This is a genomic window from Williamsia sp. 1135, from assembly GCF_002095395.1.
GTDB lineage: Bacteria > Actinomycetota > Actinomycetes > Mycobacteriales > Mycobacteriaceae > Williamsia.
Genome location: NZ_MJEI01000102.1, coordinates 33749 through 50583, shown reverse-complemented (window position 1 = coordinate 50583; position 16835 = coordinate 33749). Strand labels below are relative to the sequence as shown.

Here is a 16835-nt window from a genome sequence, read left to right as displayed (position 1 = left end):
TGGCGCTCTACCGGTGCGTCAGTCAGTGTCCGAGAGTGTTGGGCATTAGGCTCTGTAGCGATAAGCCGAGACCACTCGCGTTGTCGGCGGTGAGTTCAAGACCCGAAGGAGTTATGCCGTGGCCAGCATCGATCAGGTCGGAGCGCGCGAGATCCTCGATTCGCGGGGCAACCCAACAGTCGAGGTGGAAGTGGTGCTCGATGACGGCACGTTCACTCGTGCTGCAGTGCCGTCAGGCGCGTCGACCGGTGAACACGAGGCGGTCGAACTCCGTGACGGTGGCGAACGGTACGGCGGTAAGGGCGTGACCAAGGCGGTCGAGGCCGTGCTCGGCGAGATCGCGCCTGCCGTGATCGGTATCGAGGCTGACGATCAGCGTCTCGTCGACCAGGCCCTCCTCGACCTGGACGGCACCCCTGACAAGTCGCGCCTCGGCGCCAACGCGCTCCTCGGTGTTTCCCTCGCGGTCGCCAAGGGTGCTGCCGAGTCGGCGGGTCTCCCGCTCTTCCGCTACATCGGCGGACCCAACGCTCACATCCTGCCCGTACCGATGATGAACATCGTCAACGGTGGCGCGCACGCCGACACCGGCGTCGACGTACAAGAGTTCATGGTGGCACCGATCGGGGCTTCGACGTTCAAGGAGTCGCTGCGCTGGGGTGCCGAGGTCTACCACGCGCTCAAGTCCGTGCTCAAGGCCAAGGGACTGTCGACGGGTCTGGGTGATGAGGGTGGTTTCGCCCCGGACATCGCGGGAACCAAGGCGGCTCTCGAGCTCATCAGCGAGGCCATCGGCAAGACCGGTCTCAAGCTGGGCACCGACATCGCGCTCGCACTCGACGTCGCGGCAACCGAATTCCACACCGAGGGAACCGGATACGCGTTCGAGGGCACCAACCGCACGGCTGCGGAGATGACGGCGTTCTACGAGGAACTGATCAACGACTTCCCGCTGGTGTCGATCGAGGATCCGCTCTCAGAAGACGACTGGGACGGCTGGGTCGCACTGACCGAGGCCATCGGTGACAAGGTGCAGCTCGTCGGCGACGATCTCTTCGTCACCAATCCGGAGCGTCTCGAAGACGGCATCAACCGCGGCGCCGCAAACGCGCTGCTGGTGAAGGTCAACCAGATCGGCACCCTCACCGAGACCCTGGACGCCGTGGCGCTGGCGCACAACAACGGCTACAAGACGATGATGAGCCACCGTTCGGGAGAGACCGAGGACACCACCATCGCCGACCTCGCCGTGGCGTGTGGTTGCGGACAGATCAAGACCGGTGCCCCCGCCCGCAGCGAGCGTGTTGCCAAGTACAACCAGCTCCTGCGCATCGAAGAAGGTCTCGGAGACGCCGCGCGCTACGCGGGCGACCTCGCCTTCCCGCGGTTCTCCTTTGAGAGCTGAGCGGGCGACGACGGACTGGTGGACAGATGAGTGATGGCTGAGAGGTCGAATCGGAGGCGGAGTCCCGCCGACGTCGGCAAGGGTCCGACCCGGACGACCCCGCGCAGAGCTGCGCGAGGTGGTCCGTCTCGCTCGCGTGCCACGGTGCGCGAGCGGGTCACGCCATCGCTCACCCTGCCCCGTGGAGCGGCGTCGCTGTCGTCGCGGTGGGAGAGCATCAACCCCAAACGCGCGGTCGTGCTGGCGGCGGTGCTGAGCCTGCTGGCGCTGACTCTCGCCGTGCCGATGCGAACCTACTTCTCGCAGCAGACGGAGTTCGACGAGCTCCGGTCGAGCAATGCGCAACTCCAGGCGGAGGTGCGCGACTACGAGGAGAAGGTCGCCGAACAAAACGATCCGGCGTACATCGAGGCGCAGGCCCGCGAGCGCCTGCAGTTCGTGATGCCGGGGGAGAAGCCGTTGTTGATGCAGTACCCCGTTCCGCCGGCCATGTCTGACGAAGAGCGCAAAGCAGAGAAGCAGGCCGCCAACCCCTGGTACACGAATCTGTGGAATTCGGTATCGGCACCCGAGAAATGATGTCTGCTTCCGAACCGAACTCTGCTGTCTCGCAGGATGATCTGGATGTGGTGGCACGGCAGCTCGGGCGCGCCCCGCGTGGGGTGCTCGAGATTGCCTTCCGCACACCGGACGGGCAGCCCGCGGTCGTCAAGACCGCGCCACGGCTGCCGGACGGTACGCCGTTCCCGACGCTGTTCTACCTGACCGATCCACGGCTCACCGCGGAGGCCAGTCGTCAAGAATCGGGTGGGGTCATGCGGGAGATGAGTGCCCGACTCCTTGAGGATCCGGACCTGGCGGCGCACTATCGGCGGGCGCATGAGTCGTACCTCGCTGAACGCGACGCCATCGAAGAGCTCGGCACCGACTTCACCGGCGGCGGAATGCCGGATCGGGTCAAGTGCCTGCATGTCCTGATCGCGCATTCGCTGGCGAAAGGCCCGGGGGTGAATCCTCTCGGCGACGAAGCGGTCTCGCTGGCCGCGGATGCCGGGCTCCGCGGGACGGCCATCCCCGCGGACTGGCCGCCGGCGCGGACGTCGGACGAATGACGGAGATCGTCGCAGCCGTGGACTGCGGTACCAACTCGATCCGGCTTCTCGTCGCGCGTGCAGGTGACGCCGGGCTGGTCGATCTGCACCGAGAGATGCGGGTCGTACGACTCGGTCAAGGTGTCGATGCCACAGGCTCCTTCGCCGACGAGGCGATCGAGCGCACCCGCGTGGCCCTGGCCGACTACGTGACAACCATGAAGCAGCACGGCGTCACCGCCGTACGGATGGTGGCGACGTCGGCGTCCCGCGATGCCTCGAACCGGGACGAGTTCTTCACGATGACCCGCGATCTGCTGGGACAGGTTGTACCGGGAAGCGTTGCCGAAGTCATCACCGGTGACGAGGAAGCGCGGTTGTCTTTCGCCGGCGCCGTCGGCGATCTGGACCCGGCGCAGGGACCGTTCGTGGTGGTCGATCTCGGTGGAGGATCCACCGAGGTGGTCGTCGGGGACTCCGGCGGTGTGCACGCCGCATATTCGGCGAACATCGGCTGTGTCCGCCTCACCGAACGATGCCTGCACAGCGATCCGCCGACCGACCAGGAGATCTCCGCCGCTCGTTCGGTCATCGAGGAGCTTCTGAGCGACGCCTTCTCTCGCGTCTCGGTTGACGGTGCGCGTACTTTTGTCGGGGTCGCAGGCACCATGACCACTCTGGCGGCACTGGCAGCGGACCTACCCGTTTACGACCCCGAGCTCATCCATCTCTCGCGCGTCGACTTCGGAGCTCTGTCGGACGTCTGCTGGCGTCTGGTCCGGATGTCGCGTAGCGAGCGGGCGGCACTCGGGCCCATGCACGAAGGTCGCGTCGACGTCATCGGTGGCGGCTCGCTGGTCACCCTGGAACTGGCTCGGATCATCGCGGAGAAGACGTCGATCACCGAGTTGGTTGTCTCGGAGCACGACATCCTCGACGGAATAGCCCTGTCGCTACTGGTCAGCCACTGACCTGCTCGCCACTGGTCTCCCGACTTCTCAGTGAGATGTTGTTACATGCCTCGCAGACACTGTCCGGGATGACTCCCCACCGCTGCAGGTAGCCGAAGATGGTGCAGCCCAGGCAGAATCCGAGCACGGACTCGAGTAGGGCCGCGACGATCAGGACGCCGGTCGCAATCTGGGCGCCCAGGCCGAATCCGAGCAACGACAGCACCAGGGCGGTCCCGCTGACGACGAGCCCGATCGTCTGGGCGAATCGCTTCGGCGGTCCCGGGACGAGCTTGGTCTTCTTGATCACGTACGGCACGATCACTCGCACCGACAGCTGACCGAACGGCGACAGTGTCGGTCCCGACGCCACGCGCAGCGCGAATCCGATGGCCAGCAACGCATACACGATCGGGTGGTTCACGATGATCGCAACGACTGCCAAGAGGACGACGAGGCCTGCGGTGGACCGGGCGGCGTAGTCGTTGACCGGGTTCGGAAAAGTCAGCACAGGCACACGCTACTCACCGGGGCCCGCATGCCCAACCTTTAGACCAACCCGCCCCAAACCGATGATGGGCCCTTCTGGCGATGCCCACCTGGGGAAATGCTCGCCAGAACGACCCATCATTGGGGAGCGGGGGCTTGCATGGCGAGCCGCGCCTCTTCTATGTCGGCGATGCGTTCCTGTTCTTCGGCATGCTTGCGGACCGCACCGAGGCCCGGGAGCAGGAAACTCGCCAGTGCGCACAGCGCGTAGCCGGTGATCGGTACCCAGGCCGCGACAGAGAGCGCATGCAAGAGTTCGGGTTGTGTGTACCGGCCGGCCTCACCGAAGAACAGCACGCCGGTGACCGCGACGCCGACCGCTCCGCCGACCTGGGCGAAGGTGGTCAGGGTGCCAGACGCTGCGCCGGAGTCGTTGACGTCGACGGTCGAGAGTGCGATGTCGAGGAGAGGCACGAGCATGATGGTCAACCCCAGGCCGGCCAGGCCCATGGGGACCACCGTGTCCCAACTGGAGAACGCCGCGTCCGACGACCGGATGACCTGAATGGTCCACGCAGTGCCTGCGCTCATCATCACCGCGCCGACCAGCGGCAGGGTGCGTCCCAGTTTGGTGGTCAGCGCTGCTGCAACCCCGGCGGCGAGCACGGCGCCGACGCTGAACGGCAGCGTCATCGCGCCGGCGGTGATGGCCTCGAAGCCCAGGCCCACCTGTACATAGATGGCGAGGATCAGGAAGAACGAGGTGATCGAGCCCTGGAAGAGAAACTGGATCGCTGAACCGCCGACGAATCCGCGGTTGCCGAACAGCCGAAGGGGGATCAGTGCGCTGCCCTCCGCGGTGCGGCGCTTCTGCTGGAAGACGAACGCCGTCAACGCAACCGGTGAGAGCGCCATCATCACGAACGACCACGCGGGCCAACCGAGCTGACGCCCCTCCACCAGCGGGTACACCAGGAGCAACACGCCACCGACGGCGAGCACCACCCCGACGATGTCGAGATCGGTGACCTTCTCGGACTTGGTGTTGGGGACCAGGAAGTACCCGGCGACGGCGATGATGATGCCGATCGGGACGTTGATGAAGAAGATGGACCGCCACTCGCCCCCGATGGGGTTGTTGGTGACCAGCCAGCCGCCGAGGACCGGACCGATCACCGCGGCCATCGCCGTGATGACACCGAGTATCGCGAACACCGGTGCACGTTCCTTCGGGCGGTACAGAACCTGCACGTTGGCGAGCACCTGCGGCACCATCAGTCCCGCGAAGAATCCCTGGAGCACGCGGGAGGCGACAAGAATGCTGCCGGTCTGCGCAGTCGACGCCAGCACCGACGCCAACGTGAAGCCGATGATGCCGATCAGGAAGATCCGTTGTCTGCCGTACCGGTCGCCGAGACGTCCCGCAGTGATCAGGACACCGGCGAACGCCAGCACATAACCACCGACCAGCCATTCGATCTGGGCCGGGCTGGCGCCGAGATCGTCGCGGATGGACGGGATCGCGACGTTGACGATCGTCACGTCCATCAGATCCATGAACATGGCGAAGGCGAGGATCGCCATCGCCAGGTTGCGGCGCTTAAACGTCGTGGTTGTCATCGCGAGCCCTGCGTGCGGCGTCGCGCATCTCGATTCCGTCGCTGATGAGGTCACCGATCTCGTGGGTGACGTCGATGACGGCCCCGGTGATGATCGAGGCGATCCGGCCCACGCGGTGGGCGGTCGACTCGATCAACTCCTGGGCGATGTCTTTGTTCCGCTCGAACTGCGAGACCATGTGAGCCTTCCGTTCCGATGCCGATACCCGACTCGGACCCCCCGAGTGGCCCGCTACGCGGCAACTTGCGACTCGACCTTAACACTGAACTGTGCGTCATCGGCCACCCAGGAATTGGGCAGTGACAGGCGCGCGATCTTGCGCCAGGTCGACCCGATCTGGTGACTGAAACTGCCGGTGTTGTAAGGCAATCCGTACCGTTCGCAGAGCGCTTTCACCTCGCCTGAGATTTCCGGGTAACGGTTGGCCGGAATGTCAGGGAACAGGTGGTGTTCGATCTGGTGCGACAGGTTTCCGCTCATGATGTGGAACAGCGGTGTGCCGGTGATGTTCGCGGAGCCGAGCATCTGGCGCAGGTACCACTGACCGCGGGTCTCGTTCGCTGTTTCTTCCTGGGTGAAAGTCTGTACCCCGGAAGGGAAGTGACCACAGAAGATGATCGAGAACGTCCACAGGTTGCGGACGAGGTTCGCACTGACGTTGCCGACGAGGGTGGTGACGAAGAACGGGCCGGTGAGCGCCGGGTACACGACGTAGTCCTTGAGCACCTGTCGGCTGGCCTTGCGCCACATCCCCTTGACCAGGCCTTTGATGTCGGTCCACTTGCGCTTGCCCTGCACGATGTTCTCGGCCTCGAGGTCGTGGAGCATCACGCCCCACTCGAACAGGATCATCAATGCGCTGGCGTAGACGAGGTTGCCCAGGTAGTAGGGATTCCAGCTCTGGTCACGGTCCATACGCAGGATGCCGTACCCGATGTCGCGATCCTGACCGACGATATTTGTGAAGGTGTGGTGCATGTAGTTGTGGCTGTGACGCCACTGATCGGCAGGACAGACTGTGTCCCATTCGAACTCGCGAGAGTTGAGGCTCGGCTCACGCATCCAGTCGTACTGGCCGTGCATGACGTTGTGACCGATTTCCATATTGTCGAGGATCTTCGACACGCTCAGTGCGCCCACGCCGGCCAGCCAGGCGGGCGGGATGAACGGGAAGTACATGAGGGCGCGGCCCGCGACCTCGAGGGTGCGCTGCGCCTTGATGATCGAGTAGATGTAGTCGCGGTCCTTGTCGCCGAGGTCGGCGACCACGCGGGCCTTGAGGGCATCGAGCTCTCGGCCGAGCTCGTCGACCTGGTCTTCGGTGAGGACTAGTTCCGTGGTTGTCATGATGACTCCTTGGATAGCGGTCGGGTGTTGCGGGGGCTGGACTCAGTCAAGTGATGACCGTCAGATGTCGATGACCGTCAGATGTCGATGACGCAGTCACCGACGGGCTTGCTGATGCACAGCTGGATGTGTTTGTCGGATTCGGTGTCGGTCTCGCCGGTGAGGATGTTCTTCGTCAGACCGGACTTCTTGACCGCGCTGCACGAGAAGCAGATGCCCATGCGGCACCCGAATTCTGGTGTCAGACCGGCATTCTCGGCCTGCTCGAGAATCGAGTTGCCATTGTTCTCCGCCTCGGTACCGCTGGCGGCGAAGCTGAGCCGACCTTGTGCCGGAGCGTCGTCGTCGACGTCCGCCGGCGTGACGAGCACGAATTGCTCGGTGTGCAGGTTCGCCTCCACGCCGAGATCGGTGAGATGGTCGGAGACCGATTCATGAAGGGCTGGCGGTCCGCACAGGAACACCTGCGATGTGCCGAGGTCGAGACCGGCCAGGTGGTCGGGCCGGAAGTGGCCGCCGGTGTCGGTGTCTGTCTCGGTCGCCGGCCTTGTGAAGTGGGTGGTGATGGTCCAGTCAGGACGGGCCGCAGCGATGTCCGCCAGTTCGGTCGAGTACGGGTGGTCCTCGGCGCTGCGCGTGTAATGAACGAATGTGACGTCACCGCGATGGTTCTCGTCTACAAGTGTTCTCAACATTGAGAGTACGGGTGTAATGCCGCTGCCGCCGCTGATGAACAGGAGGGAATCGGGGCGCTCGGCAGGCAGGGTGAAGGTGCCGGCTGCGGGCTGCAGGCCCAGCACCTGTCCACTCCTGACGTTCTCGCGCAGATGCTTGGAGACGAATCCATCGTCGTGGCTGGTGAGGGTCAACTCGATGGTGTCGGGGTGGTGCGCGCTACTGGCCGGCGAATAGCAGCGGCTGTGGCGCACCCCCTTGATAACGGTGCTGAGCTGCACAAACTGGCCGGCATCAAAGCCGGTCCATTGCCGGGTGGGGCGCAGGGTCATCGTGACCGAGCGGGGTGACCGGCGATCGACGGCGATCACTTCGGCGCGCAGGTCGGTCCAGGTGATGCGTGGATCGACGAGTTCGAGGTAGCGGTCGACGGGGTGGGGTGTCAGGGCTGCTTCGAGCACCGAACCGAAGAATCCGGAAAGTGACTTGGTCATCCGCGTGTCCTTTCATTTCAGTGCACATCTGTACACAGACAGTGTGGCACCACCTGACCCCATCGAGTCAAGGAAACAATGTGTAACCGCCATCACGTCCGGCTTGGTGCCTTCGGGGACCAGCGGGTGCACAGACGTACACTGACCTGCGTGTCGCGGACGTCGAAACACCACAGCTCGGGTACTCGCAGTACCCGGCGCGTTTCACCGTCGGTCGAGCGCCTCGACGATTCGACCCGCACCCGCGCCGAACAGAAGAGTCGGACCCGGCAGGCGTTGCTCGATCAGACCCTCGAGCTGGTGGGTGAGCGCAGTTTTTCCTCGATCAGTCTTCGGGAGGTGACCAAGCGCGCCGGTATCGTCCCGACCGCGTTCTATCGGCATTTCGCGTCGATGGAGGAGGTCGGGGTCACGCTGGTCGAGGACTCCATGCGGACGTTGCGTCGCATGCTGCGTGACGGCAGGCGTGATCTCGCGGCCAGGGCGGCCGTGCCCACCGCGAAGGAGTCGCTGGCGGTGCTGGTGCGGCAGGCGCGTGCCAACGAGGCGCAGTTCCGTTTCCTGGTGCGCGAACAGTACGGCGGTATCAGTGAGGTGCGCCGAGCGATCGACACAGAGCTGAAGTTGTTCTCACGCGAACTGGCCATCGACCTGTCCCGGATCCCGGAACTGGCCAACTGGCCTGCCGACGACCTCGAGGTCGCCGGAGACCTGATCGTCACGGTGATGCTGCACGCGGTCGCGGAGTTGGTCGAACTCGACCGCCGCAACACACACGAGGAAGACGAACTGATCCGGCGCACCGAAAAGCAACTGGTGATCGCGTTTCTGGGCATGGGTCGCTGGCAGCCGTCCCAGGAGTGAGCGGGCCGACGTATCCGCCGCCAGATCATCCATCTGTTCAGACCACACGGCTGCGTGGCGGTGTCCTACCCCATTAATATTGTTTCCCTTGAGCGGCCAGAGTCGGCCGCGCAGGTGCTGGGAGGCAAACCGATGGTCGAAGGTTCGCGGACGGGCACTCAATTCGGGGTGTATCGCCTCGACGCCCTGATCGGTCGTGGCGGGATGGGTGAGGTGTACCGCGCCTACGACACGGCGAAGGACCGTACCGTCGCTCTCAAGCTCTTGAACGTCGAGTTGGCGCAGGACCCGACCTATCAGGAGCGCTTTCGCCGGGAGTCGCATGCGGCGGCGCGGCTGCAGGAACCACACGTCATACCCATCCACGACTGGGGCGAGATCGACGGCGTCCTGTACATCGACATGCGGCTCGTGACCGGCCAGGACCTGCGGGCAGCGCTGCGCGAGGGTGGCGCGATGGATCCCGCCCGCGCCGTCAAGATCATCGAGCAGGTGGCCGGAGCCCTCGACGCCGCGCATGCCGACGGGCTCATCCACCGAGACATCAAGCCGGAGAACATCATCCTGGCCGAAGGTGACTTCGCGTACCTCGTCGACTTCGGGATCGCCCACTCCGGCGACGATTCGCAACTGACCGTCGCGGGGCTGGCGATCGGCTCGTACCGGTACATGGCGCCGGAGCGATTCGACAACGATCGCGTCACCCCGATGGCAGACGTGTACTCGCTGACCTGCGTTCTGCACGAATGTCTCACCGGTTCGACGCCGCATCAGGCCGACACGATCAGTTCTGCGGTCAAGGCGCACGTGCTGAACCCGGCGCCGCAGCCCTCTCGCGTCCGACCGGGGGTCCCTGTCGGGTTCGATCAGGTCATCGCGCAAGGGCTCGAGAAGCGGCCCGAACATCGCTACCAGACCGCGGGTCAGCTCGCGGTTGCTGCGAGGGCTGCGCTCACCGGATCGAATATCCCTGCCCCGCAAACAATTGCGACCGGATTTCCGGGCGGGGGGTTCGCCTACGCGCCGCCGACGACTCCCGGTATGGCGCCCGCCGGCACGGGCCCGCAATACAACCCGACGATGTACAGCGGCCCGGTGGCCCCTCCGCCGAACTTCGGGACAGGTCAGCAACCGGCGTACTTCACGGGTCCGCAGCCGGGCGGGCCCGGCGGCGGGTCACAGTCGAAGGTCATCATCGCCGCCCTGGTAGGACTCATCGTGCTGGCCCTCGGAGGGCTTGCCGCGCTGTTGGTCTGGTACGTCGGCTCCAAGGACGACGCCGGTGACGACCCGGCGGTTGCGGTCAGCACGGTGACCGAGACCGCGGGCGGCCAGGTGCAGAACACCCAGGCCCCGGCGCCGGTACCCGCCGGCCCACCGCCGGGTTCCACACCGTGCCCGGCGGTGTACGGTCCCGTCGGCTCTCTCACCGGTTCGGCGATCGGGTCCGCGGTGACGAGTTGTGCTTTCGCAGAGGAGGTCCGGGTGAGTTACGCGGGCAGTGGGGCGCCGGGCCAGCCGCGGCAGATCTTGGCGACCAGCCCGGTCACGGGTGTCACGTATGTGATGATGTGCACGCCGGCCGGATCTGCGGTCACCTGCACGGGCGGAGAAAACGCTGTTGTTCACCTTTTCTGACGTGACAGGTCTCCGGGCGTCGCGACCGTCTGTACTCGCGACCGCCGTCGTGTGTGTGGCCCTGTCGTCGGCGGCGTGTACCGGTTCCGATGATCCTCCCGCATCGATCTCCACGTCGACGTCGACCACCACCGTCACGGTGCCGAGTCCGAATCCGTCGGCTGACCCGGCGACGAGGACGTCGGCGGTCGCCTCCGAGGTGCCCGGGTTCTCCCGCCGGCTGACGCAAAGTCTGCAAACGATGCTGAACGAGCAACCCGGTTCGGTCGGGATCGCCATCGGACCTGTCAACGGGACCACGCCCGCTCAGCTGTTCGGTGACCTGCCCACCGAGGTGTCGTGGTCGACCATCAAGGTCCCGCTCGCATTGGCCGCACTGCGGGAGGTCGGAGCGGTCGCGCAACCCGACATCAACCTGGCGATCATGAACTCCGACAACGCTGCGGCGGAACGGCTCTGGGAGATGTTGGGCACACCCACCGAGGCCGCGGCCGCGGTCACCGACGTCCTCCGAAGCGCAGGCGACACGACCACCGTCGTGCAGTCACAAAACGTTCGAGCCGGATTCACGGCCTTCGGGCAGACCGAATGGAGTCTGATGGAACAGGCGCGGTTCGCGTCGCAGCTCCCGTGTATGCCCGACAGCGCGGGCGTCCTGGCGTTGATGCGTGAGGTCGGGGGAACCCAGCAATGGGGCGTCCAATCGATCGAGGGGACTGCGGTCAAAGGTGGGTGGGGCCCGCAGCCCGATACCGAAGGGAATTACCTGGTGCGCCAGATGGCTGTGATACCCGTTGAATCGGGGGACGTGGTGGTCACCATGGCCACGACGCCAGACAATGGGACCTTCGAAGACGGGACCGCCGTTCTCGACGACGTCGGTGCATGGATAACGGAGAATCTCGACGAGCTACCTGCGGGGCAATGTTGAGTCGCGCGCGCAGGGCCGCCGTTGCACTCGCCGGGTCCGTCGTCCTGATCACAGGGCTCGTGGCCTGCGGCGACGACGAGCCGTCCGACCCGGGAAATCAGCGGTCCGTGACGGTCGTGGGCAACGGGCAGGTCGAGGGGGCGCCGGATACCTTGCGTGCCGACCTCGGCGTCGAGACCACCGGTGACGACGTCTCCACGGCCGTCAACGCGGCCAACCAGCAGATCTCAGCAATCACCGAGGCGGTGGTGAACGCCGGGGTGCCCCGCGAGAACATCCAGACGCAGCAGGTCACCCTGAGCCCGGACTACTCCGATCCGGTGCCGGGTGGGTCCAGTCAGATCTCGGGATACCGGGCGACCAACTCATTGCGGGTCGACATCACCGACCTGACGAAGGCATCGAACGTACTCGAGGTCGCTGTCGAGGCCGGAGGGAACTCGACCCGGATCAGCAACGTCTCGTTCGTCATCGACGACGACTCCGATCTGGTGGTCAACGCCCGCGAGCAGGCGTTCAACGACGCGCGCGATCGCGCCGATCAGTATGCCCGGCTCTCGGGCGACGAGTTGGGCAAGGTGCTGACCATCGACGAGACATCGTCGGGTCAGCAGGTGCAAGCCGGCGAACGGTCCACGATGGACAGCAGCGCCGTCCCCCTGGAACCGGGCCAGCAGACGGTCAGCTTCTCGGTGACGGTGAAATGGCAACTGAAATGACAGTTCACCAGGGTGAGAATGATGAGTGAAGTCGTAGGGATGAACGGCGAGTCCATTGTGTTCGATGGCGCGACAGTTGCGAAGTTCCGCCATCACGGGAAGGACGAGGCTGCTCGCAACCCGGTGTCGACGTTCCGTGAGTACACCATCAAGGAAAAGACCTCGTTGCTGGGCAAGCCCAAGAAGCCGCCTCAGTTCGACGTGCTGCTGGCGATGTCGTCGTTCATGAGCCTCACTGTGGACGAGGCCGGCAAGTCCGCTGTCGAGGCGCTGATCGCCGAGGTGCGCTCGGCCGCCGGACGATGAGAACGGCCCGCCCCACCAGATGTGGTGGAAGCGGGCCGATGTTCGCGGCGAGGATCAGTCGTCCGTGACGACCACGTTGACGTCGATGTTGCCGCGCGTCGCGTTGGAGTACGGGCACACCTCGTGGGCCTTGTCTGCCAGCTTCTGCGCGGTCTCGTGGTCGAGGTTCGGCAGGGCCACCTCGAGCTCGACGGCGAGGCCGAAGCCGCCGTTGTCCAGGCTGCCGATCGCCACCCGGGCGCCGACGGTCGAGTCGGTGACGTCCGCCTTCTCTTGTCCTGCGACCATACGCAGGGCCGAGTGGAAGCATGCCGCGTAGCCGGCTGCGAAGAGCTGCTCGGGGTTGGTGCCGACCCCGCTGCCGCCCATCTCCTTGGGGATCGACAGATCGAGGTCGACCTTGCCGTCGGAGGTGCGTGCGTGGCCGTCGCGGCCTTCGCCGGTGGCCAGTGCTTCGGCGGTGTAGATGGCTTTCATCTGAGGTGCCTTTCGTTGTGAATTGCTCACGAGTCGGCGGATGTGCCGACGTCGCGGAGGGCTTGGGTCAGAGCCTGGACCGCATCGCGGAGGTTCTCGATCTCGGAAACACTCAATCCGCTTGCGCCGAAGAGGTTTTCGGGGATGCACTGAGCCTGGGATTCGAGTTCACGACCGGACTCGGTAAGTGTTATCTCGACGGACCGCTCGTCGGCGGCGGATCTTCGGCGCTGAACGAACCCGATGGCCTCGAGTCGCTTGAGAAGCGGCGACAGCGTGCCCGAATCGAGGTGCAGCCGCTCGCCCAGTCTGCGAACGGTGACCTGCTTCTCTTCCCACAACACGAGCAGTACGAGGTATTGGGGGTAGGTGAGCCCGATCTGGTCGAGCAGCGGGCGATATGCGGCGGTGGTCGCCCGCGACGCCGAGTACAGCGCGAAGCACAGCTGGCGATCGAGATGAAGTGCGGTCACTCCTGAAGGATAGCCCACAATTCAGTTGTGCACAACTAAGACGGCCTCAATTCTGCGATCGCCCGTAGACACCGGCGACGTAGGCGGCCTGACCTGCATGTTGCAGATCGTCGGAGATCACGCTGATCAGCCGCACCCCCAGTGTCACCGCCGGCGTCCAGTTCTCGTCGACGACAGCGTCGAGATCCGCTCCGGACAGCGACCGCAGGTAGTCGAGTGTCCGTTCGTAGGTCGCATCGTGATAGCCGAGGAGCAGTTCTCGATCGGCTGCAACGGCGGCGACGTCGGCTGACGAGTGGCCATATCCGATGTCAGAGGCATCGAAGGGCAGCTTGAAGCGCTCTGCCCACCCGGCAGCCGTCCACACCTGTTCGGAGTCGGCGACGCCCGCGATGTGGTCATCCTGCACTCGGGTGAGGTGCCAGATGAGCCAGCCGATCGTGTTGGCGTCGGAATCGATGCGGTACGTCAGCGCTGGGGGAGGCAGCTCGTCGACGGTGGCATGGACAACGTCGTGTATCCGGGCGAAAGCATCGACCAAGATCTCGGACTCGTTCACGAGGTTCCTTCCGTTGGGGTTCGCCGAGTACCCGTTTCTCGTCTCCCTACGCGCGTCTGACCGGCAAACAGTGCGCAGGTGGGCTGCGCGTGCAAACGTGGTAGCCGTGAGTATCGAAAGCCCTGCGCTTGTTCTCGGCCCCATCCTGCGTTTCGTCGACTCCACGCGTGCCACCGTGTGGGTCGAGACCGATCGCGAATGCGCGGTGGAGGTCAGCACGTCGACAGGTCAGTCCGGGATGGAGCAGACCTGGGATGTCCACGACCACCACTATGCGGTGATCCAACTGCGCGGACTTCCCGCGGGAACCCTCATCGACTACACGGTGACGCTCACCGCTGCCGCTGATGTCGGAGAGGCCGGCGTCACCGTCCGGTCTGGTGGCCGACTCCACACTGCCGCGGACGACGCTCCTCTGACCGTCGCATTCGGATCGTGCCGACGTGGGGATACCTACGACGACGAATCCCTCAAGGCGATCGGTGCCGACGGGCTGGCGGGGTTGGCGCGCCGTGTCGCAGATCAGGGCCCCGACGAATGGCCACAGTTGCTGCTCCTACTCGGTGACCAGGTGTACGCCGACGATCCGTCGCCAGAGATCAAAGCGCTGCTGCGGGAAAGGCGAGCGGCCCGCCCCGATCCCGAACTCGGAGAGGAAGTACTCGAGGAGATCTGTGACTTCGAGGAATACACGTGGCTCTACCGCGAGTCGTGGGGGGTCGATGAGGTCAATGGTCTGATGGCGTCGATTCCCAGTTGCATGATTCTCGACGACCACGACTTACGCGACGACTGGAACTCTTCCCTGGACTGGCGCAAGACCATGGAGCAGAAGTCCTGGTGGCGCCGCCGTGTCATCGGGGCGTTCTCGTCGTATTACATCTATCAGCATCTCGGTAACCTGTCGCCCGACGAACTCGGGAAAGATGCTCTCTACGCGAAGATTCGGGCCGCGGCCACGAGCGATGAGCGGGAGAAGTTGTTGTCCGACTTCGCACTCCTGGCGGACAGTGAGCCAGAATCCGCTCGCTGGAGTTACGTGCGCGACCTGGGGAACACCCGGATCATCATGATCGATTCGCGGTGTTCTCGCGACCTTGATCCGGAGCGGCGCGCGATGCTCGACGACGTCGAGTGGAAGTGGCTCAGCGAGCGCGCAACCGAGACATCCGCCCGACACATTGTGTTCGGTACGTCGCTGCCGTATCTGATGCTGCCTGCGCTGCACCACCTCGAGCAGTGGAATGAAGCGGTGGCTCAGGGTGCGTGGGGCAGACGATTCGCCAAGGTCGGCGAGAAGCTGAGATTGGAGCTCGACCTCGAGCACTGGGCAGCATTCGGCAACTCCTTCCGGGACATGCTCGGTCTGGTCGATGAACTCGTGGATCACGCACGCCCTCCCGCCAGCATCCTGTGGCTCTCGGGTGACGTGCACTGCTCGTATGTCGCCCAAGCCGATCTGACCGACCGGGGCACCGAGCGGACCGCGTTGTACCAGTTGACGATGTCGCCGTTCCGGAATCCGCTCGAACGTCCGATCCGGGTGGTCAACCGCGTGGCCATCCGCAAGCCCATCGTGAAGTTCATGCGATTCCTCTCTCGGCGTGCCGGAGTCGGCGACGTGCCCATCACCTGGCAAGCGCAAGCCGGCCCGTGGTTCGACAATGGTGTGATGTCCTTGCGGCTCAACGGTGATCAAGCGTCGGTGCAGATCGACCATGCCTCCACCGGCGCCGACGGCACGCAACTGCTCACCCGTACCCACGAGATGGAGCTGACACCCTGACAACCCCGCCGCAGAGTTGACCCCGGCAGCTTCGACGCGCCGGGGACGGCATTTCGCTCTACGCTGTGCCCGTGATCCTCGTTCCGGGTACCCGAGTTGCCGGTGTCACCGTGCGCGCCCATCTGGGCAGCGGAGGGACCAGCGAGGTCTACAAGGTTCACAACCCGGTTGACGATCGGATCGAGGCACTCAAGGTCCTCGATACCGAGTTCACCGCCGTGGACGTCGCACGAACGCGGTTCGAGCGGGAGTTCGAGCTCGCCCGCACCCTCGAACACCCGCACATCGTGGCCATGTATCGCTCCGGCGAGATGGCAGGCGAGGTGCTCGGGCCAAAGCAGGTGCGCAGCGCGCTGTGGATGACGATGCAATACGTGGAGGGGACCACCGCGGCGGTGCTGATCCCGACACCGCACGGACAGGCACGGATGCCGCTGGTGTTGGAGGTGCTCACCCAGATCGCGGAGGCACTCGATTTCGCGCATCGCATGGACGTGCTACATCGCGATGTGAAACCGTCGAACATCCTCATCGGACATGAGACCGAAATATCGGCTGTGCTCACCGATTTCGGTATCGCGCGGTTCTTGGACGATACCCGCCCCGTCGCACAGAACGGACGTATCGTCGGCTCGATTCCCTACGCTGCACCCGAAATGCTTCAGGGTCAACAACTGTCGACAGCCACCGATGTCTATTCGCTGGCCTGTACCGTCGTCGAATTGGTCACGGGCAGGCCACCGTTCCCGTATCCCACGACCTTCGGGATCGTACACGCGCACATTGCCGGTGTTCCGCCCAAGGTCAGTGACCGGCGCAGGTGGCTGCCGCTTGCCCTGGACTCGATACTCGGCAAGGCGCTGGCGAAGAATCCGGCGGAGCGGTACCAAAGCTGTTCGGAGCTCATCGATCTGATCAAGAACGTCTTGCGTGACGTGCCGGTGCCACCGGACTCACCGCGCCCGTTCGGGTGGTCACGATTGCGGACGAGAGGTCGCTGACAGCGCATCC

The 16835-nt window shown here is 64.7% G+C and carries 19 protein-coding genes; 11 read left to right on the top strand and 8 right to left on the bottom strand.

All coding sequences use genetic code 11. From position 1 onward, the window contains the following. The first annotated feature begins 118 nt into the window (after positions 1 to 118). From eno to BFL43_RS20760, 4 genes are read left to right on the top strand one after another with little or no spacing between them, the layout of a single operon-like run. A complete protein-coding gene (gene eno, locus BFL43_RS20775) occupies positions 119 to 1405 on the top strand; it encodes a phosphopyruvate hydratase (RefSeq protein ID WP_084894367.1) in 1287 nt (428 codons plus the stop codon). 33 nt (positions 1406 to 1438) lie between these two features. Then, positions 1439 to 1984, top strand: coding sequence for a septum formation initiator family protein (locus tag BFL43_RS20770; protein ID WP_084894366.1), 546 nt, complete (start codon positions 1439 to 1441; stop codon positions 1982 to 1984). After that, positions 1981 to 2517 carry a DUF501 domain-containing protein gene (locus BFL43_RS20765; protein WP_084894365.1) on the top strand — a complete coding sequence of 179 codons (537 nt, stop codon included), beginning with the start codon at positions 1981 to 1983 and terminating at the stop codon, positions 2515 to 2517. Before BFL43_RS20770 ends, BFL43_RS20765 begins: the two co-directional genes overlap by 4 nt. After that, entirely contained in the window at positions 2514 to 3467 is a 954-nt protein-coding gene (locus tag BFL43_RS20760; RefSeq protein WP_084894364.1) for a Ppx/GppA phosphatase family protein, read from the top strand. Before BFL43_RS20765 ends, BFL43_RS20760 begins: the two co-directional genes overlap by 4 nt. On the opposite strand, the gene BFL43_RS20755 is transcribed toward BFL43_RS20760, so the two are convergent. From BFL43_RS20755 to BFL43_RS20735, 5 genes are all read right to left on the bottom strand, one after another. Further along, positions 3457 to 3957 (bottom strand): DUF4395 domain-containing protein, encoded by a 501-nt coding sequence (locus tag BFL43_RS20755; protein ID WP_084894514.1) that lies wholly within the window; start codon positions 3955 to 3957, stop codon positions 3457 to 3459. The two genes, BFL43_RS20760 and BFL43_RS20755, sit on opposite strands and share 11 nt — an antisense overlap. 116 nt (positions 3958 to 4073) lie before the next feature. Continuing rightward, positions 4074 to 5555 carry an MFS transporter gene (locus tag BFL43_RS20750; protein WP_084894363.1) on the bottom strand — a complete coding sequence of 494 codons (1482 nt, stop codon included), beginning with the start codon at positions 5553 to 5555 and terminating at the stop codon, positions 4074 to 4076. Continuing rightward, a complete protein-coding gene (locus BFL43_RS20745) occupies positions 5536 to 5733 on the bottom strand; it encodes a hypothetical protein (RefSeq protein ID WP_084834476.1) in 198 nt (65 codons plus the stop codon). The genes BFL43_RS20750 and BFL43_RS20745 overlap by 20 nt, the downstream gene beginning before the upstream one ends. 53 nt (positions 5734 to 5786) lie before the next feature. Then, on the bottom strand, positions 5787 to 6902 hold the full coding sequence (locus BFL43_RS20740; protein WP_084894362.1) for an acyl-CoA desaturase: 1116 nt from the start codon (positions 6900 to 6902) through the stop codon (positions 5787 to 5789). A gap of 77 nt (positions 6903 to 6979) precedes the next feature. Further along, on the bottom strand, positions 6980 to 8071 hold the full coding sequence (locus BFL43_RS20735) for a ferredoxin reductase (protein WP_084894361.1): 1092 nt from the start codon (positions 8069 to 8071) through the stop codon (positions 6980 to 6982). A 126-nt stretch (positions 8072 to 8197) separates the two neighbouring features. On the opposite strand from BFL43_RS20735, the gene BFL43_RS20730 reads away from it, so the two are divergent. From BFL43_RS20730 to BFL43_RS20710, 5 genes are all read left to right on the top strand, one after another. Continuing rightward, a complete protein-coding gene (locus BFL43_RS20730) occupies positions 8198 to 8935 on the top strand; it encodes a TetR family transcriptional regulator (RefSeq protein WP_240498392.1) in 738 nt (245 codons plus the stop codon). A 132-nt stretch (positions 8936 to 9067) separates the two neighbouring features. Then, positions 9068 to 10573, top strand: a complete 1506-nt coding sequence (locus tag BFL43_RS20725; protein WP_084894512.1) for a serine/threonine-protein kinase — start codon at positions 9068 to 9070, stop codon at positions 10571 to 10573. A 1-nt stretch (position 10574) separates the two neighbouring features. Continuing rightward, positions 10575 to 11504 (top strand): hypothetical protein, encoded by a 930-nt coding sequence (locus BFL43_RS20720; RefSeq protein ID WP_084894359.1) that lies wholly within the window; start codon positions 10575 to 10577, stop codon positions 11502 to 11504. Continuing rightward, positions 11498 to 12223: an SIMPL domain-containing protein gene (locus tag BFL43_RS20715; protein WP_084894358.1), complete on the top strand. Its 726-nt coding sequence runs from the start codon at positions 11498 to 11500 to the stop codon at positions 12221 to 12223. Before BFL43_RS20720 ends, BFL43_RS20715 begins: the two co-directional genes overlap by 7 nt. A gap of 21 nt (positions 12224 to 12244) precedes the next feature. Next, on the top strand, positions 12245 to 12529 hold the full coding sequence (locus BFL43_RS20710) for a hypothetical protein (protein WP_084894357.1): 285 nt from the start codon (positions 12245 to 12247) through the stop codon (positions 12527 to 12529). 54 nt (positions 12530 to 12583) lie between these two features. Here BFL43_RS20710 and BFL43_RS20705 read toward each other — a convergent pair whose 3' ends face one another. From BFL43_RS20705 to BFL43_RS20695, 3 genes are read right to left on the bottom strand one after another with little or no spacing between them, the layout of a single operon-like run. Continuing rightward, a complete protein-coding gene (locus tag BFL43_RS20705; protein ID WP_084894356.1) occupies positions 12584 to 13006 on the bottom strand; it encodes an organic hydroperoxide resistance protein in 423 nt (140 codons plus the stop codon). Positions 13007 to 13032: 26 nt separating this feature from the next. Beyond that, complete coding sequence (locus BFL43_RS20700) at positions 13033 to 13479, bottom strand: MarR family transcriptional regulator (protein ID WP_084894355.1); 447 nt, start codon at positions 13477 to 13479, stop codon at positions 13033 to 13035. 46 nt (positions 13480 to 13525) lie between these two features. Then, complete coding sequence (locus BFL43_RS20695; RefSeq protein ID WP_143695445.1) at positions 13526 to 14038, bottom strand: DinB family protein; 513 nt, start codon at positions 14036 to 14038, stop codon at positions 13526 to 13528. A gap of 106 nt (positions 14039 to 14144) precedes the next feature. Between BFL43_RS20695 and BFL43_RS20690 the strand changes: the two genes are divergently transcribed. Both BFL43_RS20690 and BFL43_RS20685 read left to right on the top strand, forming a co-directional pair. Beyond that, the gene (locus BFL43_RS20690; protein WP_240498391.1) at positions 14145 to 15824 is read left to right on the top strand and encodes an alkaline phosphatase D family protein; all 1680 of its coding nucleotides are present in this window, start codon (positions 14145 to 14147) and stop codon (positions 15822 to 15824) included. A 71-nt stretch (positions 15825 to 15895) separates the two neighbouring features. After that, positions 15896 to 16825 carry a serine/threonine-protein kinase gene (locus BFL43_RS20685; protein WP_346425986.1) on the top strand — a complete coding sequence of 310 codons (930 nt, stop codon included), beginning with the start codon at positions 15896 to 15898 and terminating at the stop codon, positions 16823 to 16825. Positions 16826 to 16835 lie beyond the last annotated feature (10 nt).

Excerpts from the sequence above, each read along its gene's own strand:
- BFL43_RS20770 (WP_084894366.1), top strand. The coding sequence starts at position 1,439 with ATGGCTGAGAGGTCGAATCGGAGGCGGAGTCCCGCCGACGTCGGCAAG.
- BFL43_RS20765 (WP_084894365.1), top strand. The coding sequence starts at position 1,981 with ATGATGTCTGCTTCCGAACCGAACTCTGCTGTCTCGCAGGATGATCTG.
- BFL43_RS20760 (WP_084894364.1), top strand. The coding sequence starts at position 2,514 with ATGACGGAGATCGTCGCAGCCGTGGACTGCGGTACCAACTCGATCCGG.
- BFL43_RS20750 (WP_084894363.1), bottom strand. The coding sequence starts at position 5,555 with ATGACAACCACGACGTTTAAGCGCCGCAACCTGGCGATGGCGATCCTC.
- BFL43_RS20745 (WP_084834476.1), bottom strand. The coding sequence starts at position 5,733 with ATGGTCTCGCAGTTCGAGCGGAACAAAGACATCGCCCAGGAGTTGATC.
- BFL43_RS20740 (WP_084894362.1), bottom strand. The coding sequence starts at position 6,902 with ATGACAACCACGGAACTAGTCCTCACCGAAGACCAGGTCGACGAGCTC.
- BFL43_RS20735 (WP_084894361.1), bottom strand. The coding sequence starts at position 8,071 with ATGACCAAGTCACTTTCCGGATTCTTCGGTTCGGTGCTCGAAGCAGCC.
- BFL43_RS20725 (WP_084894512.1), top strand. The coding sequence starts at position 9,068 with ATGGTCGAAGGTTCGCGGACGGGCACTCAATTCGGGGTGTATCGCCTC.
- BFL43_RS20715 (WP_084894358.1), top strand. The coding sequence starts at position 11,498 with ATGTTGAGTCGCGCGCGCAGGGCCGCCGTTGCACTCGCCGGGTCCGTC.
- BFL43_RS20710 (WP_084894357.1), top strand. The coding sequence starts at position 12,245 with ATGAGTGAAGTCGTAGGGATGAACGGCGAGTCCATTGTGTTCGATGGC.
- BFL43_RS20705 (WP_084894356.1), bottom strand. The coding sequence starts at position 13,006 with ATGAAAGCCATCTACACCGCCGAAGCACTGGCCACCGGCGAAGGCCGC.